This window comes from Enterococcus xiangfangensis (assembly GCF_005405365.1).
Classification (GTDB): domain Bacteria; phylum Bacillota; class Bacilli; order Lactobacillales; family Enterococcaceae; genus Enterococcus_A; species Enterococcus_A xiangfangensis.
In genome coordinates this window covers 147,520-166,504 of record NZ_BJDX01000004.1, presented here as the reverse complement: position 1 = coordinate 166,504, position 18,985 = coordinate 147,520, and the positions used below count along the sequence as shown (strand labels likewise).

15 protein-coding genes are annotated in these 18,985 nt (G+C 39.0%); 2 read left to right on the top strand and 13 right to left on the bottom strand.

From position 1 onward, the window contains the following. Window positions 1-68: 68 nt before the first annotated feature. Window positions 69-2,168 carry an LTA synthase family protein gene (locus tag FFM68_RS06580; RefSeq protein WP_137618613.1) on the top strand — a complete coding sequence of 700 codons (2,100 nt, stop codon included), beginning with the start codon at window positions 69-71 and terminating at the stop codon, window positions 2,166-2,168. Window positions 2,169-2,255: 87 nt separating this feature from the next. Here the strand turns inward: FFM68_RS06580 and FFM68_RS06575 are convergent, their stop codons facing one another. The 7 genes from FFM68_RS06575 to pbp4 all read right to left on the bottom strand — a co-directional run bounded on the left by FFM68_RS06575 (window position 2,256) and on the right by pbp4 (window position 12,200). After that, window positions 2,256-4,142, bottom strand: coding sequence for an endonuclease MutS2 (locus tag FFM68_RS06575; protein ID WP_137618612.1), 1,887 nt, complete (start codon window positions 4,140-4,142; stop codon window positions 2,256-2,258). 389 nt (window positions 4,143-4,531) lie between these two features. After that, complete coding sequence (gene asnB, locus FFM68_RS06570; protein WP_137618611.1) at window positions 4,532-6,412, bottom strand: asparagine synthase (glutamine-hydrolyzing); 1,881 nt, start codon at window positions 6,410-6,412, stop codon at window positions 4,532-4,534. 203 nt (window positions 6,413-6,615) lie between these two features. Continuing rightward, a complete protein-coding gene (locus tag FFM68_RS06565) occupies window positions 6,616-7,644 on the bottom strand; it encodes a hypothetical protein (RefSeq protein ID WP_137618610.1) in 1,029 nt (342 codons plus the stop codon). Further along, window positions 7,645-8,493, bottom strand: a complete 849-nt coding sequence (locus tag FFM68_RS06560) for a hypothetical protein (protein ID WP_137618609.1) — start codon at window positions 8,491-8,493, stop codon at window positions 7,645-7,647. A gap of 199 nt (window positions 8,494-8,692) precedes the next feature. Further along, window positions 8,693-9,730 carry a DUF1002 domain-containing protein gene (locus FFM68_RS06555; protein WP_137618608.1) on the bottom strand — a complete coding sequence of 346 codons (1,038 nt, stop codon included), beginning with the start codon at window positions 9,728-9,730 and terminating at the stop codon, window positions 8,693-8,695. A 210-nt stretch (window positions 9,731-9,940) separates the two neighbouring features. Further along, the gene (locus tag FFM68_RS06550) at window positions 9,941-10,123 is read right to left on the bottom strand and encodes a hypothetical protein (protein WP_137608440.1); all 183 of its coding nucleotides are present in this window, start codon (window positions 10,121-10,123) and stop codon (window positions 9,941-9,943) included. A 55-nt stretch (window positions 10,124-10,178) separates the two neighbouring features. Further along, the gene (pbp4, locus tag FFM68_RS06545) at window positions 10,179-12,200 is read right to left on the bottom strand and encodes a penicillin-binding protein PBP4(5) (RefSeq protein WP_137618607.1); all 2,022 of its coding nucleotides are present in this window, start codon (window positions 12,198-12,200) and stop codon (window positions 10,179-10,181) included. Between the two features lie 65 nt (window positions 12,201-12,265). Between pbp4 and FFM68_RS06540 the strand changes: the two genes are divergently transcribed. Next, entirely contained in the window at window positions 12,266-12,805 is a 540-nt protein-coding gene (locus FFM68_RS06540; protein WP_137618606.1) for a guanylate kinase, read from the top strand. Here the strand turns inward: FFM68_RS06540 and FFM68_RS06535 are convergent. The 6 genes from FFM68_RS06535 to FFM68_RS06510 form a co-directional block, all read right to left on the bottom strand. Continuing rightward, on the bottom strand, window positions 12,797-13,444 hold the full coding sequence (locus FFM68_RS06535) for a GNAT family N-acetyltransferase (protein WP_137618605.1): 648 nt from the start codon (window positions 13,442-13,444) through the stop codon (window positions 12,797-12,799). The two genes, FFM68_RS06540 and FFM68_RS06535, sit on opposite strands and share 9 nt — an antisense overlap. Then, window positions 13,434-14,345 (bottom strand): sce7725 family protein, encoded by a 912-nt coding sequence (locus FFM68_RS06530; RefSeq protein ID WP_137618604.1) that lies wholly within the window; start codon window positions 14,343-14,345, stop codon window positions 13,434-13,436. The genes FFM68_RS06535 and FFM68_RS06530 overlap by 11 nt, the downstream gene beginning before the upstream one ends. 5 nt (window positions 14,346-14,350) lie before the next feature. After that, a complete protein-coding gene (locus FFM68_RS06525) occupies window positions 14,351-15,037 on the bottom strand; it encodes a hypothetical protein (protein ID WP_137618715.1) in 687 nt (228 codons plus the stop codon). 74 nt (window positions 15,038-15,111) lie between these two features. Next, a complete protein-coding gene (locus FFM68_RS06520) occupies window positions 15,112-16,434 on the bottom strand; it encodes a dihydrolipoyl dehydrogenase family protein (RefSeq protein WP_137618603.1) in 1,323 nt (440 codons plus the stop codon). Window positions 16,435-16,436: 2 nt separating this feature from the next. Continuing rightward, complete coding sequence (locus tag FFM68_RS06515; RefSeq protein WP_137618602.1) at window positions 16,437-17,390, bottom strand: ABC transporter ATP-binding protein; 954 nt, start codon at window positions 17,388-17,390, stop codon at window positions 16,437-16,439. Next, window positions 17,391-18,926: an ABC transporter permease/substrate-binding protein gene (locus FFM68_RS06510; RefSeq protein WP_137618601.1), complete on the bottom strand. Its 1,536-nt coding sequence runs from the start codon at window positions 18,924-18,926 to the stop codon at window positions 17,391-17,393. It lies immediately after the preceding gene. Window positions 18,927-18,985: the final 59 nt, after the last annotated feature.

The window sequence follows — 18,985 nt, the reverse complement described above, 5'->3', positions numbered from 1 at the left end:
TTTGACCTAAGTATAAAAAAACGATAAACTATTTAAGGATATGAAAAATAATTGTAAGGAGCATGAGAATGTTTCATTTAAAAAAATATAGTGATTTTATCAAGACTAGAATTGGATTTTTTAGTTTGTTGATTGGTTTGCTTTGGGTGAAAAATATGTTTGCCTATATCGTCGATTTTCATCTAGGAATCCAAAACCCTATGCAATTATTTATTTTACTGATCAATCCTCTGAGCGTTTCAATGTTATTGCTTAGCATCGGATTATTTATCAAGCGGCCAAAAGCTGCTTACGCGACGTTGTTTACTATTTACAGTTTACTGACGATTTGGCTGTTTTCAAATGCTGTTTATTATCGCGAATTTACAGATTTCATTACGATCAATACCTTGCTCGGCGCAGGTCAAGTATCGACAGGGTTAGGTGAAAGTGCTGTTCGTTTATTTCGCTGGTATGATATTTTTTATGTTTTAGATTTATTTATCTTCCCCGTTCTATTTTTCAAAAAGAAAATCGCAGTCGCTGAGAAATATCCGCGTTTTCGTCAAGCTGTGGCACTAACGGCCCTTTCTTTGTTAATAGGCAGCGGAAATATTTTCTTTGCAGAGATCGATCGCTCAGGTTTATTGAGTCGACAATTTTCACGGGAAAATTTAGTGAAATATTTAGGGGTCAATGCCTTTACTCTATATGATAGTTATCAAACGTATCAAAATAACCAAATTCGCGCTGAAGCAAGTCCGAACGATCTTAAAGAGGTTGAAAGCTATGTCAAAGATCATTACGCCGAGCCTAACGATTCCATGTATGGAATTGCTAAAGGAAAAAATGTAGTCTATATTCATTTAGAGAGTTTTCAACAGTTTTTGCTCGATTATCAATTAACTGACGAAAACGGTGTGCAGCATACGGTAACACCCTTTTTAAACAGTTTGTATCATGGCGAAAGTACGTATAGTTTTGATAACTTTTTCCATCAAGTCAAAGCTGGGAAAACCTCCGATGCTGAAACACTGATGGAAAACTCGTTATTCGGTTTGAATCAAGGAGCATTGTTTACTCAAATGGGTGATAAAAACACCTTTGAAGCGGCACCAAATATCTTGAAACAAAAAGCAGACTATACTTCCGCGGTCTTTCATGGACATTCTGCTTCGTTTTGGAATCGCGATAAGACCTATAAGCATTTAGGATTTGAATACTTCTTCGATTCCTCTTATTACGATATTAACGATGACAATTCGTTCCAATATGGGATGCATGACAAACCATTCTTACATCAATCTGTGCAGTATTTAGAACATTTGCAGCAGCCATTTTATGCAAAATTTATTACCGTGTCGAACCACTATCCCTACTCTCGTTTCAAAAACGACGAAGATGGGTTTCCGTTAGCCAATACTAAAGATGAAACGATCAATGGTTATTTTGCAACGGCGAATTATTTAGATACCGCATTAAAAGAATTCTTTGATTATATGAAAGCGAGCGGTTTATACGACAACTCGATTTTCGTCTTGTACGGAGATCACTATGGGATTTCCAATACACGCAATAAAGAGCTGGCCCCATTATTAGGGAAAGATTCTTCCGACTGGACAGATTATGATAATGCGCAATTGCAGCGAGTTCCTTTCATGATCCATATTCCCGGGACAACGACTGGCGGGATCAATCACACATATGGCGGACAAGTCGACGCACTCCCTACGCTGCTTCACTTATTAGGGATTGATTCTAAGAAATATCTACAACTTGGCCAAGATTTATTTTCAGCTGAACACAAACAAGTAGTGGCCTTTCGCGATGGTGATTTCGTTACCCCAGAATACACTTTTTATGGCGGTAAAATGTATGATAATCAAACAGGACAAGTTATCGACGAGCCAACACCGGAGCAAGAAAAGCTGTTTGTTGAGTTAAATCAAGAGGTGGATCAACAATTGATCACTTCTGATAAAATTACTAATGGCGACTTATTGAGGTATTATCAAGATAGTGGCTTAGATCCTATTGATCCAAGCTCATTTGATTACCATAATCAAAAAGCGCGCTTAGAAGAAATCGAACGGCAAAAAGGTGCACAGTCTTCCAGTTTATATAGTGAGAACAATCAAAAATCGACGATCGGTTTATATAAAACTAAGACCTATCAACAATATGAATAAAAAAAGCGACCCGGAAATTTAATTTCCCAGGTCGCTTTTTGCTAGACAACAATCGGGTTTCTCTGCTCCGATATGTCATACTAGAGTCTACTTTTGTTTTCTCTGCATGGCTTCTTTTTTTAATTTTCGCTGTGCTTTTTTTGAGCCGCGGTCGATATCACGTCGTTCTTTCCGCGACTGAAAGTCTTCGAATAAATTTTCAAGCTCATAATCTTTTGGATAAAGTTCGCTGGCACGGAATTCAAGTTTGATCCGGCGTTTCGGAACTTCTATAAACTGACCGTCAAGATACACCGATATGTTATCTGAAAATGGGATCTCTTGATAGATCAGAGCAGATTTCTGTTGTTCTAATAAGAAGACTTTGTCCCCTTTATAATAGGTCGAGTCATCTGCGCTTGTGATTGGTTTAGGTGATTTTACTTTAAAGCTTTTCTTTTCCAGCTGGTAATTCCGATCTGAAAAATATTTTTGTGCTTTACCGATGATCTGATCGGAAAGATCCATTTTTTTAGCGATCCATAGCGCGTTACTTTCTCCAGTCTGACCAATCAGCAAACGATACTTCGGTGTTAAGTGCTGTGCGTCAAAATCCATGGCCGCGGTAATAAAATCTGGGTGCAATTCTGTAAACCGTTTGATCTCTCCATAGTGAGTTGTAGTAATCAGTATACTGCCTTTTTGATAAAACTCTTCCATGATCGCAATGGCTAAAGCTGCGCCCTCGTTCGGTTCCGTTCCACTGCCTAATTCATCTAGTAAGATCAAACTATTTTTCCGCGTTTGACGGAGAATCTCAGAAATATTTTGCATATGGCCAGAGAAAGTACTCAACGCATTTTCGATACTTTGAGAATCACCGATATCAACGAAAATCTGATCGAAAATTGCGATTTCTGTACCTTCATGTGCGGGGATCTGCAGCCCAATCATCGTCATAAGCGTCAGTAGCGCGACGGTTTTTAAGACGACCGTTTTCCCACCGGCGTTAGGTCCAGTGATCGTCAAGCCTCGATAGTCTTTACCGATTGTCAAGTCAAGAGGCACTGCCTGTTCAATCAAGGGATGCTTCGCAGATACTAAACGAATATAGCCCTCAGCATTTATTTTCGGCGTGATACCGTTCAGTTCACGGCTGAACTTTCCCCGCGCAAAAATCTGATCAAACTCAGCTATAATCTCAAGATTTTGTTGAATTTGTGGAAAAGCTTCTGCCAACAAACCTGTAAGTGTCGCCAAAATTTGATAGACTTCAGCTTCTTCAATCATTTTATGATACGTTAATTGTTCGTTCCAACGACTGACGCTGCTAGGTTCAATATAGGCCGTTGTCCCCTTACTTGAAAGTTCAATAATCGTTCCAGTAATTTGTTTTTTATAGGCGGCTTTGATCGGAACAGTAAAAATATCATTGCGTTTAGTAATGATTGCTTCTTGCAATTTTTCTTTATTTTGACGGATAAATTTCTTTAATAGTTCCTGGATCTTGTCTTGTGTCTCCGCGATATCTCGCCGAGCTCTCCGCAACTCACGACTAGCCTCATCAACGATCCGTCCATTGCGAATCACCTGGTAGATCTCCGTTTCAATTTCAGAAAAATCACTGAGTCCTTGGGCATAACGATCCAAGGTAGGCGCGATTGTTTGATTTTTAGCAAAAAATTGCCGAATCAAACGCAAACTGCGTAAAAAATCTGCGTATTCAAGTAATTCCTGTGGTGATAGAACGAATCCTTTTTCGAGTTGATTCGTAATATGCTCAATACTCTGGAGCCCCATAAACGGTACGTGAAGGTTGCTGTCGAGTAATTTTTTTGCCTCCGTCGTTTCAGCCAATCTTTTTTCGACGACGGATAATTTTACGTGAGGTTGAGTTGCGACGATCAGTTTTTTTCCAAAGCTACTGATTGCATAGCTGCTTAATTGTTGTTTGATTTCATTAAATTGTGTTTTAGTATAGGTTTTAGTATTCATAGTCTCTTTCCTTTCGATTGAAAAGACACCTATCACTGCTGTGGGAAACTCAACTGGAAATTGTTTTGATCACAGCTACCTTTTTTTGTTGTGCTGTTTGCTGAATGGCCTGTCAAAAATATTGTTATCTTATACTGACAACTCAGAAAAGCCTCATCGACAAAAAAAGCTGTGAAGATTCCTCTTCACAGCTTGAATAGACTTATTCATCAGCTTTGATAGGTATCTAATTTGGCATGCGAAATAAACCTGTATCAACAGTTGGTTTTTTTCGCTATCAAGTTACTCCAAATTAAATAACTACACTCACAAAGCACACCTCAAAATTTTTTGTTAAGTTTCCTAAATAATAGTCTAACGTGATATTTTACGTTTGTCAATTATTATCCTTACGCGATTGCGGCTGGGACTGGTTTTACGCCTTCATTGATGAAGTATACTTGATACCAAGTTAAGAAAGTATAAATTGTCCAAATTTTACGGCGACCATCAGCGGTTCCCGCAAAGTTATCGTCTAATAGTTTTACGATTTTTTCTTGATCAAAGAACTCTTTGACGAAATCTTGCGTAAATAATTCGCGAACGAGTTGATAATATTTTTCTTCACGCAACCAATCTTTGATCGGCACTGGGAAACCAAGTTTTTCACGATTATACCATTCTTCCGGTAAATGACGAGCTGCCGCTTGGCGGAAGGCATATTTCGTATTTTCGGCATTGATCAAATATTTTGTTGGGACGACTTCTGAAACTTTCATCAATTCTTTATCTAATAGCGGCACTCGAACTTCTAATGAGCTAGCCATTGATAATTTATCAGCCTTCAACAAAATATCTTTTGGCATCCATTGGTGCATATCTAAATATTGCATTTTTTTGATTTCAGACATGTCTTGAACTTTTTCGTAATGAATATCGACGATTTCTTTGATCGTTGGACTTTGTTGGTACTCAGGCTGTAAGTAATCGACTGCTTCAGCTTCTTCAAAGACTTTGGCTTGTCCAATAAAGAATTCTTCGGCTGGTGCTAATGAAGTATATAAATGTAAAGCCCCTTTGAATGATTTTCCTTTTAATCCTTTAGCGATCGAGTAACGCATGCCTTTAGGTAATTTTTTTAACCCTTCTGCGACGACTTTAACGGCTTTAGATTTTGTATTCATACCATAAGCTTGGTATCCAGCAAACAACTCGTCTGCCCCTTCGCCGCTCAAGGCAACCCGAACGTCTCGACTAGCAAGTTCAGCCAAGAAATATAATGGCACACACGACGGATTTGAATCTGGTTCATCTAAGTGATACTGGATCAATGGGAAATATTCAAACGCTTCATCTCCAGTAACTACCCGTGAAGTATTATTTAAGTCAATTAAATCAGCTAATTTTTTCGCTTCGATCGATTCATTGTACGAATTGTCGCCAAATCCGATCGAATAAGAATGTTCTGGACGTAAAACAGCTGTTACATAGCTTGAATCCACACCAGATGATAAGAATGAACCGACTTCAACATCAGCGATTCGATGTGCTTCAATCGATTTCACTACAGTATCATCGATCAAATCAACGGTTTCTTCTAAGCTCATGTTTGTTTCTTGTTCTTTTACATCCCAGTATTGTTGGATATCTAATTTCCCATCTTTATAAAGGAAATAGTGACCCTCTTTGATCCGGTAAACATTTTTGAAGAAAGTTTCATCTAATGCTGAGTATTGGAAAGTCATATAAGGTTTCAATGCTTCTTTGTTCAATTCTTTAACAAAGTTTGGATGTTGTAAGAAGCTCTTGATCTCTGAACCATACATAAAGGTACCGTTCATCAGTGCGTAATATAGCGGTTTAATTCCAAAATGATCACGCGCACCAAATAATTCTTGTTTTTCCGTATCCCAGATCACAAAGGCAAACATCCCACGGATTTTTTGCAATAGATCGATACCATATTCTTCATAGCCATGCAGCAATACTTCCGTATCGGCATGGGTCGTAAAAATATGCCCTTTCGCGATCAAGTCTTCACGAATGCTTTGATAATTGTAGATTTCTCCATTAAAGGTAATGATTTTTGTGCCGTCTTCATTTTTAATCGGTTGAGTTCCGCCTTCAAGATCAATGATACTTAGCCGGCGAAAACCTAAGGCAGCACCTTCATCGATAAATTGTCCCGCACTATTTGGACCGCGGTGAACAATCGTATCCATCATATTTTTTACAATTTGTTCTTTTTGCGTTGTATTTGAACGGTCAATAAATCCTACTATTCCACACACAATCTCTACCCTCTTTCAAACATGGTAAATGATACTCTTTCATATCAACTTTCAAAGTATATCATAGGATTTGTGGACTTTCACGAGGGAACGCAATTTCCTATCAAAAAAGTGCGAAAGATTAATTTTTTTCAAAGAGAATCTTCTAATTGCGTTTGATCAAAGTAAAACGAGCTGCACCTATACTGGCACAGCTCGTTTCATTAGTGTTCATCAGTGATCGTCAATGGAACTAAAAATGGATAACTGCCAAAGAATTCGATCAGCGATTTATTTTTACGATCAGTATTGAGTTTCAAACTACTGTTTTGATCGATCGTTTTGATTGTCACTGACTGATTGTCGTTTAAAGCAATCAAATAACTGTTTTGATCAATCTTTTTAAAGTCGTACTCTTCGTTCTCCATCGCCGTGATGAAAATTTTATCCATCACATCTATTGGTGTTTTATGATGAAGATCCACCGATAAGTCTAACGGCTTGCTGTTGTCCAATAGATTATCTGCAAATTCAAATCCTAGCTCCTTCATATGAGCCATCACATCGTTCATTTCACGACTGAACATCGAGTTTTGACCGCTGGTGTAGATATGTTTGCTATAGCAATCCTTCAATAAAGTTAAGACTGCTTCATTAAAGACCGTAACTTTCATCGTTTCAGGAGCGACCTCCATCAATTTGATCTTGCTATTACGGAATTTCCCGTCAGAAGTCGGCATCATAAAGCTGAAAAGAATCTCATTTGTACTTGTCAACCGATAAGACAAATTGAAATGTTTGCTTTCCCAAGTTGAAAATTCATTAGTGGAAAGGTACAATTCCTGATTTTGCAAAGGTTTGATCAATTCAAAAGTAAAATACTCTAGCAACGCGCCTTTGGCAATAGCCGAGACGGTCAATTCTTCGGTTAAAAAGATTTGTTTGAAATAATCTAACAATGCAGGAAAATCAGATTCCATCAAAACTTTTCTAAATTTCAGATCAGCAATCTCTTTTTCTGCATCAGCGATCAAAAGCAGCAGATCTTGGTAGTTTTCTTCACGATTGTCATAGTAAGTCAACGAAGAATCGCTGACTGGTTTTGTTGAAGGTGTCGCTTTAAGTGTCTCGTTCGATTCGTCTGCAGTATCTTCAGGGTGAAGAATTTCTTTTTCATGAATGTTCAAATTGGCTTCTTCAGTATCGACCAAAGAATCGTAAATCTGATTGATTTTATTTTTTTCTTCCGCCATTTATTCCGCCCCCTTGGATAAAAAATCTCTGATAAAATTCTCAAGCGCGGTGTCCATCTCTTCCAAACCGCCGAAACGTTTCTTGATCAAACGCAGCTCTTTTAAGGCGATTGCTTGTTCTAGCGACAGACTATCGATTTTATTGGCTAACTCAATCTTTTGCGATTCACTGGATAATTGATCTTCCGCAAAAGGTGCCCATTGGCTTCGTTGTTGCTTCAAGTCTTTCAATTCACGATTGATGCCATCAATCTCTTCTTCGACTTTCTTTCGGTTCATGAAGCTTTTGGTTTCTTCCAATTCTGCTTTAAGTTTTTCCTGCTGAGCGATTTTTTCATCGAGCGCTTGCAACTCCGATTGTGCAGCAATCGTTTTTGCATCAAAATCATCTTGCTGGTTTTGGAGCTCGGTCAATTGTTTTTTGTATTCACCTTTTAATGTTTTTTCCCACTGTTGACGGATTTCAGGCAAAATTTCTATCGTCGGTTGCGTCGCATCGACTTGTAAAACCGCACGGTCCCGATAGTAGCTGCCAATTTGATAATTCATCAAGATCGGTGAAACGACTTCTTGCATGATCATAAATGGGAACGTCCGTTGGATCTCTTGATCCAATTTACTTGTCAAGAAATTGTCCATTTCGTGGTTTGTATTGCTGGATTGTTGGATTGAAGCGGGCAGTTCGTGCCAATAGATTTGATAAACATCGCCCATATGTTCAGCTTTCATTGCTTCTTCCAATCGTTTGATCTGTCCTAGCAATCCGCCCAATACACCAGAAGCTGATTCTTTTACTGAATCAAATGATGTTTCAGTTTGAAGTTCTTCCTTTTTCTCTGGAGTCTCCATCTAAGACCCTCCTTTATTTAATCATTATCTATTTCAATCATTTTTATTCAATTCAATTAGGAATATAGGAAATTCTCTAATTGGAATTGAAGCTCACTCCTCTATTTTACCCTAGCACAGCGATAATGATAAGCATAAACTATCAAAGTAGCTAAAAAAAGACCGTGTCTAGTGCAATCTAAAACACGATCTTTTTCTGTTATTTAGTTAAACCACTAAAGAAATCTTTGATTTGCTGCCATAGGTTAGCGAAGAATCCTTGATTATCTTCCAACGTCCCTTTAAGCGAGTCGCCGAATTTCCCAAGTTGATCCGATAATTTATTGACTGTTCCTTTGAAATCATCGCTGATCTTATCTAACTGTTCGATGGATTCTTTGTCTAATACTCCATCCGTTGTTTGGTATTGTTGCGCTAATGTTATCAGCTTATTAATATCATCTTTTGTGACGTACTGGGACAAATTATTTTTTTCCAAGGCATCATTGACGATTTTTTCGACATCTTCTTTTGTCGCCAATTCTCCTTGCTGTTCTTTAAGCTCAGCTAGATCTTTTTTTATGTCTACTAATGCCTGATTCAATTGTGCTTTATATGCTTCATCAGCTTTTTCCTTCTCATTATCAGACAGATCTTGGTTTTGACTTTGTTCATTCGCATTGTCGACGACTGATTGCGCAACATCTGACGTCGTATCTAATTCCGTTTGTGCCAGTTGTGCTCGTTCAGGATCAACCGTCTCTCCATTTGCTTCAAAGGCTTTATATACCCCGGTCAAGGCACTTTCACCAGTTACTTTCACTACACTAGCAACTTTAACCGTTGCATCAGTGATCCCAGCAGTAACTAATGGATTTTTATATTGGTCAGCTGTGATTTGAGTAATATTTTGCGGTGTCAAGATCTCGACATTGATTCCTTTACCTTGATATTCGCGGTTTACGACTACTGAACTAAGCATGACGCTATCATCACCGCTACCATAACCTAAATATTTTACAAGATCCGCTCCTGTTGCTTGTTCCATTTTAACAGTATCTTGACTGATCTTTAACGTATCCATCGTTTCAGTCAATTGTTGCTGACTCAATCCCGCTCCCGCTACAAAAGTCGATTTTCCCCAACGTTCGTTGATTGCGCCATCATCTGATGCGGCTTGAGCATTTGTTTGACCGATCAATCCAGCACTAAGGAAAAGACCTGCTCCGGCCAATAGAATATATTTATGAAGTTTCATTAGAATGCCTCCTGTATCTCTTGATATACGTATTTTAACTCATTTATCTTTTTTTACTTACTCATAGACCGATTCTTTAAACAATTATTTAGTAAACTAAGAATCTCTTAATTATTTTTTCAGCCTTAGGACGGAGGGAAAATTTGAGCTGTTATGCTTTATGATTAGCCAAAAGAGACTGCGACATTTTGCCGCAGTCTCTTTGATTAATTATTTTTCTTTAGTAGTAAAGTGAATCTTAGCTTGGTCATCGCGTTCCAAGTAGGTTGTTTCTTTTAAATAGCTGAAATGTAACTCAGCAATGCTAGGATCTTCTAACATTTTTTCGTAGCCTTCAAAAATTGCACGAATGTATTGCTTGTATGCTTGTTTTTTTCGTTGTCGCTTGTTCATAAGACACCGTCCTTCTTGGATATCTTACCAAGCATCCGCTTTTCAGACAAGTATTTTATTGATAGGTCTGTTGCAAATAGGTCAACAAAGTTTTGGAAAGATCTGTAGCGGAAGTTCCTTCAGGCTTATTTTCAAGAAATTCAACGACTGAATAATTTTGTTTAGCTGAATCAAATGCATATAAGAAACTATTTTCCTGACCTTTTTCATCTTGGGTCTGCTTGATTTCCGCTGTCCCGGTTTTAGCTGCCAGCGGGATATTCAATGCGGCCAAACTATGAGCTGTCCCATTTTCATCGCTGACGACTGCTTGCATATCTTCAGTGATAGTTTCAGCCGAACTAGCTTTGATCACTTCCTTTTTATTCGTTGTTTTTTGATCAGCGATCAATTTCGGATAAACCAATGTCCCCTGATTAGGAAAAACAGAGTAAGCAGTGATCTGTTGGATTGGATTCAATAATAATTGTCCTTGTCCATAACCGGTATCGGCTAATAAGATCTCTGAATCAAAACTATCATTCGTAGAAATTTGAGCAGGATCCATCGCAATTGGCAGATCTAAGTCTTGGCCGAAAATAAATTTATCTAAACCGGCCCGGAATGTTTTTTCGCCCATTTTTAACGTTTCTTGTGCCATATAGATATTATCTGAATAAACCAAAGCGGTCTTCAAATTGACTGGACTGGCCTCCGAAACACGAGTAATTTGATAAGAACCCCAAGAACTGTCCTTTTGCCACTTCAATCCGTCGATGGTTAACTCTTCACTAGGATCTAAAGTGCCCGCATCCAATCCGATTGCCGCGGTGATTGTTTTAAAGGTTGAGCCTGGTGCATAACCTGTAGCGAAGCGACTCATGAAAGGTTGATTCTCATCATTGCTATAGGCATCATAATCCGTTTGGCTAATGCCATTGGTCATTTTATTTGGATCAAAACTTGGTGAGCTGGCAGCAACTAAGAGATCACCAGTTTTTGGTGCCATTACAACACTTGCCCCAGCTTGATCATCAAGACCATCATATGCAATTTGCTGCGCACGACTGTCGATCGTTAATTTGATTGTTGCACCGTCTTTTTTAGCAATCTTTTGCAAGACTTTTTTTTCATTGCCTTTACTATCCGTAATCGCTAATGAACCCCCGTCTTTTCCGCGTAACTGTTTATCTAATGCCATCTCTAACCCGCTACGACCGATCAAACTATCACTAGCAAGTTTATCATTCTTCTTAATATCTTCTGCGGTGACTTTTCCGACATAACCAATCAGTTGTGCTGCCGCTTCTTTTAAAGGATAGGTCCGACCAGTTGTTTCCCGCGCTTCTAAGCCGTCTGCAAGTTCTGCCGGCACATCTGCTGTTGTTGTTAATGGTACAAATAAATTATCTTGTACCCAGCTTTGAGCCAATGCTGCTTCCACTTCATCAACGGTAAGATCCAGACTGTCAGCAATTGCTGCGATTTTTGTTGTTCGGTTTTCTGTACCGAGATTTTTAGGTATGACACCTAATTGATAGACCGTCCCGTTTGCTGCAATTTTTTGACCATTGCGATCCAGCAATTCTCCGCGGACAGCTGAATCGACAGAATAATTGACTTTATCCTTGCCAGACATTCCAGGGAAAATCAAATTCGGTTTCCAATTGATTGATTGACCGTCATTGCTCAATGTACCAGAATACTTTTGATTTTTTAATTTGCCAAAACCAGTATTTATCGCTAGCTCATAGGAAAACTGATAATTACCGGACTTTTTGTCAACAGCCAGATTTTTTAACTTAATATTTGAGGCACTAATCCCAGAAAAAATCGACTGATATTTTTCGGCGACCTGTTTTTTTGTATACCCGCTTTTCTTGAGTGAACGGGTACTTAGATTTTTAGGTGTATCTTGATAGTTGCCTTTTTGCAGACTCTTAACAAAGGCGGTTACAGTTTTCTCACCTTGTTTTTTGACTTGACTTGCTTGATATGCCCGAACGCTGAAAAATCCAACGATGAGCAGAATAATAATCCCGCCGATCATAATCGGCAGCTTCTTATTTGGTTTCGTATTGCGTGTACTTCTTTCCATTATGGACTTCCTCTCTAGCATCTTTTGTCCTCATTCTTTATACTATAAAAAAGGACGTGTAAAATATGAATCATTGCTATTTATTCATTGGACCAAGCGGATCAGGCAAAACCAGTTTGGCTGAAAAAGCTTTTTCTCCCGAACAAAAAATTATTTCTTATACAACGCGTGCTCCTCGTAAAGGAGAAAAACATGGAACTGACTACTACTTTGTTTCAAAAAAAGAATTCGAACAGATGGTACAACAAGAACAGTTTGCTGAATACGATACGTATGACGGACAGTTTTACGGGATTGCCAAAGCTACACTGCAAAACGCATTAGCTGTCGGTGATTGTTATGATCCAATCACTACGACAGGGTTTATTAACTTGCATCGCCTCTTTGGCAATCAAGTGGTTCCAATTTGGATCAATATCTCCAAAGAAACGATCATTGACCGACTGGAAAAGCGTGACGCTAGCGAGGTAGCAAGACGCTCAGCAATTTTTCAACAAGATCAGGAAAACTTAGCTCGGTTGAGAAAATTTCCGAATTTGATTGAGATCAACGGAGAAACTTCTTTAGACGATATGTTGGCTCAACTACAACAGGCATTAAATTAGCTGAAATGCTTTGCGCTCTCCGTGTTCAAATGGAAAATAAATCATTCCGCAATAAGTAAATCCAAGTTTTTCAATCAGATGGAGCATCGGTTGATTTGCAGGATACGTATCGATTCGTATATCTTTATAGCCTAATGTTTTCGCCTGATTGATTGCTAGGCTCAACAAGTGTTTCCCTAATCCCCTACTGCGATGAGTTTGGCTGATTGCTGCATGATGCAGTGCGACATAAGGACCAGTGCCTTGCCACTTTCCTTCGATTGCTTCATAACTAGGATCTTTTTCAGCAATCAAGGCAATCGTGCCAACAATTTCACCTTTTAAAGTCAGCACATAGCTGGCTTTTTTGCTGATATCTTTACGGATTACTGCTTCATGGGGCTCATGACCATTTTGCCATTGCGGCGAGCCTTGCTCTTTTAAATATTGTTTGGCTTCATTAATAATGACGCCAATTGCCGAAATATCTTCTAAAGTACTTAGTCGAAAATCAAATTCAGTTTCTTTTGGTTCGCTTATTTTGGCTTGATCGCCAAAAGATAAAATTGCTTCAGCATCTTCTTTGCCGATAATGCCACCTAAAAGCTCCCCCATTTGTTTTGCTTGTCTAATAATAAAATCTTCGTCTTCATAGCCCATTATTTTGCCATCCTCTCTGCCAGTGGTCCCCATGTTCTAAAAAAGCGCCAATCAATTCTAAATGGTGCGCTAACGACCACTTCTTAATCGTTCCGAGACCAGGAAATTTTTGTGTTGCTTGATAGTGCAGCAGTTCTGCTAAACCAAGGGTCAATAGCAGCTGGTCTTGATTTCGTGAATACCAGCTGGATAATTTTTCCAATGCCTCAAAAAATTTGCCTTTTTGATCTTGTGCATTTTCATTACTGTCAGATACAAAGTGTTTGATTCTTAAATTAAGATAGGCATCAAAATAGCTGATATGAAGCGCGATTGCTCTGCTTGGACCGCCTTTATCAAAGTAATGACTGCCATCGAGCGCGTAATCACTAAATCCAATCGAATCTGTTCTTAGATAAAGATGTTCGTCGCTATAAAAATCATCTGCTTTTTCGACATAATCCGCAACATTTTTTTTAGCTTGGAAGGCTTCTCTGAGTAAAATTTTATTTGTGATTTCTAAAATTCTAAACCTGCCTTGATCTGGAATGATCGAAAGAGCTTCTTGCGGAATAGCTAATTGCTTGGATTTTCGCGGAGAAGTTGCATTAAATAAATAAAGCTCCGCGTCAAATGGGTTTTCTTTTGTCACAATCTCCGCCTTTTTTATAGTAGAAGTTTCACTTAGTTTCCATTCAAATCGCTTCTGGGCAAAAAGCTTCGCTGTTCCAACTTGCGGATTCGTCACTAAGTAACAAATGAACGCATTTTTATCGAATGTTTCAATGGTTTTTTTTAAAGTCGCTGAATCGCGGACGGGTTCAATGACGGGCTTGATTTTAGAAGACCAGCGTTGTTCATTGATCAAAGTATTAATCGCTAACAGGTCAAACTGTTTCCCGCGCAAATATGGGTAGTACATAGAAATCACTCCAATGGTTCAGTCGGTCTTCGTCGGACCTGTCTTTGTCGTAAAAATTCATAATCTTGTTCTAGTGCTCGCAGCTCTTCTTCTAAACTTTCGATTCGGGCGGACTGGACATCTTCGATAAATCGCTGATAATAATTATCTGCTTGCAAGCTGTCTTTTTCTGCTAAACGCCGCCGTAATTCTTTGTACAATTGTTCTGTCGAGAAGAAACTAGTTCCGTAAGACATTCGTTTGGCTTTTTGCACCTCTCGAAATAACGAAGCCATAAAGCGCTGAGTCAGCGCAGACTCTTCCACTTGTAACGAACGCTTTACCGGTTTTTTAGCGATAAAAAAAGTTCCATCCGCCGGTAAATCATCGACCTGTTGGTAAGGGCGGTAAACTAAGACCCCAATCTCGCTGGGAATATCATCTTGGACTTTTTTGTACAACTCTTCAGTTAAAACAAAATAATTGTAATGACCAATAAAGGAAAGTTTGGCTTTTGAATAAAAATCTGCTTTTGTGACTTTCAACTCGTAACAACGCCACTCTGTTTCTGCATTTGGTTTAAAAAAACAAGCTAGCGTATCAACGATACCTTGCTCATCCGGCATGGTAACTTCTTCAACGACGATTCCGCCGAGTTCAATACAATAATAGTACAAAGCTTTTTCAATTTCTTGGGTTAAAGTTGTTTTCATAATCTCACCATGGGAACGTATTTTCGTAAACTTTAGCATATCTGTATCAAAAAAAACAGAGGTTCCCCTCTGTTTTAAATAAAATATGAAAGATCACTGGCTGGACTTGGGTAGGCAAAGATATATTTTTCTACCTCTTCGTGTGTCATCTTCTTCGTCAAAACAATCAAGAGATAATTGATGACTTCATCGGCTACTTGGCTTAAGCAAGTAATCGCAACAATCGTGTCTGTTTCATCATAGATAAGCTTGATCTTAGCGCCTTGATCATTGAGCCGACGATACGTATACCAACTAGAAAGATCGATTGTCTGAGCATGGTATCGCTCTGGATGAACAGCCAGCTCTTTTTCACTTAATCCAATTCTAGCTAAGCGCTGATCGCCAAAGACAATCGTTGGGATCAACGGGTAATTGATCGCGGCAGTTTCACCATTAAGGGCCTTTGCGACATAACTTGCCTCAAAACCAGCAACTGGTGTGAGTTTAGGCTGAGTCTTTGATAAAACATCTCCGCAAGCAAAAATCGTTCGCTGTGTCGTTCGTAATTGATTGTCTACTTTGATGCCTTTTTTATCATAAGCAACGCCGGCATTTTCTAAATTTAACTCTTCAATATTTGGAATACGCCCCGTTGCTCCAATCACCATATCTGCACTCAATTCAAATGCTTCCCCGATAATTCGATATTGCTGCAAATGTTCAACGGCTTTAGTATCTACATTAAAATGAAATTGAATGCCAGCTGATTTCATATGTTCGACTAAAGCCATCACTAATTCTTGATCAAATTCTTTTAATGGACGTTCATTGTGATGGATAATATGGACTTCTGACCCAGCAGCATTTGCGATCATAGCTAATTCAAAGGCGATATATCCGGCTCCGATAAAAGCGATCTTTTCAGGTAAGTGTTCCAACTCTAAGAAATCTGTACTGCTTTGCAATAAGTCTTGGCCATCGATTGGTAAGACCGCAGGACGTTGACCGGTTGCGATCAAAAATTGATCAGCTGCTACTATTTCTTGGTCAACAGTAATATGATTGGTATCAATAAAGCTGGCCTGACCATAGAAGAAATCAATTTTTGCTGCGGCTAAACCTTTTTTCGTATTTTCAGGTACAGTATCCGTATAGCTCTGCTTAAATGCCATCAGCTCTTCCCAAATAATTTCTGGTGTTTGTTCAAACCCTTTGCCGATCATCGTCTCGATTCGTTTTTTAGCCTCCACTCCGCTTAGCAGCATCTTTTTAGGATCACAGCCGCGATTCGGACACGTCCCGCCCCACAAGTCTGACTCGATGATCGCGACTTTTTTCCCCTGTTCTTTTAAGCTGTACGCAGCAGAATTTCCAGCTGGTCCGCTGCCGATCACGACCACATCATATTTTTCCATCATTAGCCCTCCCGACTTAAATAACTGAAAACATCGCTTCGATCGATTTTTCCGGCTACTTTTCCTGCCCGTTCGATCGTAAACGCTTCTTGTTTGGTCAACAGTTCAAAAACATCGCTTAAACTTGTATCGATCGTTAGACTTACTAGTTTAGAATCAGCGCTCTCAGCATTTTGATAAAATCCGCCGTTATAGAGCGCTTCAAGTGTCTGGGTGTAAACTTCGTCTGTGGTTTCATCAAAGAATTCTTCAACAAATTGATTGGCAGGATGCTTTTGAATTTCTTCTGGCGTATCACATTGGATCAACTTACCCTCGTGCATTACTGCGATACGACTGCCAATCTTCAGCGCTTCTTTCATATTATGCGTTACAAATATGATCGTATTCCCTAGTTTTTGATGCAATTTCAACACGAGATCTTGCAAACTTGCTCGTGAAATCGGATCAAGTGCGCTGAAGGGTTCATCCATCAAGACGATATCAGGCTCTGATGCTAGTGCGCGAATGATTCCGATCCTTTGTTGCTGACCTCCGGATAGTTCACTAGGCATTCGATCACGAAACTGTTCAGGATCCATATCAACTTCTTTCAATAATTCATCGACCCGCTTTTTCCGCTGATTTTTATTCCAGCCAAGCATATCAGGAATGACTTCGATATTTTCTTTTACACTCATTGTTGGGAATAAAGCAATTTGCTGCAAGACGTAACCGATTTGCCAGCGTAGTTTTTGGATATTATAATCTTTGATGCGTTTTTCTTTAAAATAAAGATTGCCGTCAGTAGGTTCGATCAATCCATTGATCATTTTCAAAGAAGTCGTCTTCCCACTGCCGGAAGGTCCTACTAAAACGAAAATCTCTCCTTTTTTAACCGATAAATTCAAATCTTTTAAGACAACATTGCCTTCAAACTCTTTGCTGACATCTTTAAATTCAATGATCGATTCCATCTAATTTCCCTCCCCAATGATATTTTCCTTCACTAAGAAGTCATGGGCGACTTTTGCCGGTTGTTCTTTCTTCACGTTGACAAGATAATTCATCTCAATCATTTGTTCCTCCGTGATTTTACCCGCTAACCGATTCAAGGCTTTGACGACTTTAGGATGTTTGTCCGCAAATTCTTTTTTCATTAAAGGAGCACCTTGATATGGTGGAAAGAGCTGTTGGTCATCTTCTAATGTCACTAAATCGTATTGCTTGATCTCACTATCTGTGGAATAGGCATCAATCACATCTACATCGCCATTATTGATGGCTTGATAACGCAATGCTGGTTCCATACTTTGTACCGAACTTAAATTTACGCCATATTGCTCTTGAATTCCACGATAGCCATCTTGACGGTCGATAAATTCTAAAGTAAAACCAGCCTTTAATTGCCCTTGCTGCGCACGCAGATCTGAAATTTTTGTGATTCCGCGTTTTTCGGCTTCGCTTTTCTTCATAGCTAAAGCATATGTGTTTTCATAAGCCATCGGTTCTAACAAACGAATATCAAATTGGTCAGCTAGTAATTTATTTGCTTCACGATACGTTTTTTCTGGCGAAAGGTCATCCGGTGTGTTTTTTGGAACCTTCACTAAGCTTTCTAAAACCGTTCCCGTAAATTCAGGATAAATGTCGATCTGGTCGCTCTTTACAGCGCTGAATAAGAAACTAGTCTTCCCAAAATTAGGTTTTAACTCCACCGTGATTGAAGGATCTTCCTCTTTAATCACTTCTTTATACATATTAATTAAGATATCAGGTTCAGAGCCAAGTTTCCCGGCAATTGTTATGGTTTCGTGACCAATCGGATGACTCTGAGCAAAAAAGATTCCTCCGATACTTACGGAAATGACGCCTAACGTAATCAAAATTACTTTTCCGCTGCGATTTTGTAAGAAACGAATCAATGTACTAAAAATAATTGCCAATAAAGCTGAACTAATCGCACCGATCAATGTCAAGTTCGGATCGTTTCGATCGATTCCCAATAGAATGAAAGTTCCTAGTCCACCAGCACCGATCAACGCAGCCAAGGTTGCGGTCCCAATGATCAAGACCAAGGCAGTCCGAATCCCGGAAATAATTACAGGCATAGCCATCGGCAACTCAACACGTACCAATTTGTGCATTCGCGACATTCCAAATGCGTCAGCTGCCTCTTCAATAGATGGATCAATCTCGGCTAAGCCGATATATGTGTTTTGAAAAATCGGCAATAATGCATATACGACTAGTGCGATCAATGCCGGCACTGTCCCTATCCCTACAAAAGGAATCAACAATCCTAGTAAAGCTAATGAAGGAATCGTCTGCAAAATACTAGTTATTTGTAAAACAACTTCCGCTGATTTTTTCCGCTGACTTAACAAAATTGCCAATGGGATTGCGATCACAATGGCGATTAACAGCGCACTCAAAGAAATCGCTAAATGTTCAAAGATCGCCGATAAAAGCTCATCTTTTCTCTCATTAAATGTAGCTATCAATTCATTCATAAATTTTCCTTTCAAAAATATGACCTATTTTCAGTATAACGTAATCAAAATAGGAGGCA

Bases quoted from the DNA above. Each gene is read 5' to 3' on its own strand.
- FFM68_RS06580 (WP_137618613.1), top strand. From the start codon at position 69: ATGTTTCATTTAAAAAAATATAGTGATTTTATCAAGACTAGAATTGGA.
- FFM68_RS06575 (WP_137618612.1), bottom strand. From the start codon at position 4,142: ATGAATACTAAAACCTATACTAAAACACAATTTAATGAAATCAAACAA.
- FFM68_RS06565 (WP_137618610.1), bottom strand. From the start codon at position 7,644: ATGGCGGAAGAAAAAAATAAAATCAATCAGATTTACGATTCTTTGGTC.
- FFM68_RS06560 (WP_137618609.1), bottom strand. From the start codon at position 8,493: ATGGAGACTCCAGAGAAAAAGGAAGAACTTCAAACTGAAACATCATTT.
- FFM68_RS06555 (WP_137618608.1), bottom strand. From the start codon at position 9,730: ATGAAACTTCATAAATATATTCTATTGGCCGGAGCAGGTCTTTTCCTT.
- FFM68_RS06550 (WP_137608440.1), bottom strand. From the start codon at position 10,123: ATGAACAAGCGACAACGAAAAAAACAAGCATACAAGCAATACATTCGT.
- pbp4 (WP_137618607.1), bottom strand. From the start codon at position 12,200: ATGGAAAGAAGTACACGCAATACGAAACCAAATAAGAAGCTGCCGATT.
- FFM68_RS06540 (WP_137618606.1), top strand. From the start codon at position 12,266: ATGAATCATTGCTATTTATTCATTGGACCAAGCGGATCAGGCAAAACC.
- FFM68_RS06535 (WP_137618605.1), bottom strand. From the start codon at position 13,444: ATGGGCTATGAAGACGAAGATTTTATTATTAGACAAGCAAAACAAATG.
- FFM68_RS06530 (WP_137618604.1), bottom strand. From the start codon at position 14,345: ATGTACTACCCATATTTGCGCGGGAAACAGTTTGACCTGTTAGCGATT.
- FFM68_RS06525 (WP_137618715.1), bottom strand. From the start codon at position 15,037: ATGAAAACAACTTTAACCCAAGAAATTGAAAAAGCTTTGTACTATTAT.
- FFM68_RS06520 (WP_137618603.1), bottom strand. From the start codon at position 16,434: ATGGAAAAATATGATGTGGTCGTGATCGGCAGCGGACCAGCTGGAAAT.
- FFM68_RS06515 (WP_137618602.1), bottom strand. From the start codon at position 17,390: ATGGAATCGATCATTGAATTTAAAGATGTCAGCAAAGAGTTTGAAGGC.
- FFM68_RS06510 (WP_137618601.1), bottom strand. From the start codon at position 18,926: ATGAATGAATTGATAGCTACATTTAATGAGAGAAAAGATGAGCTTTTA.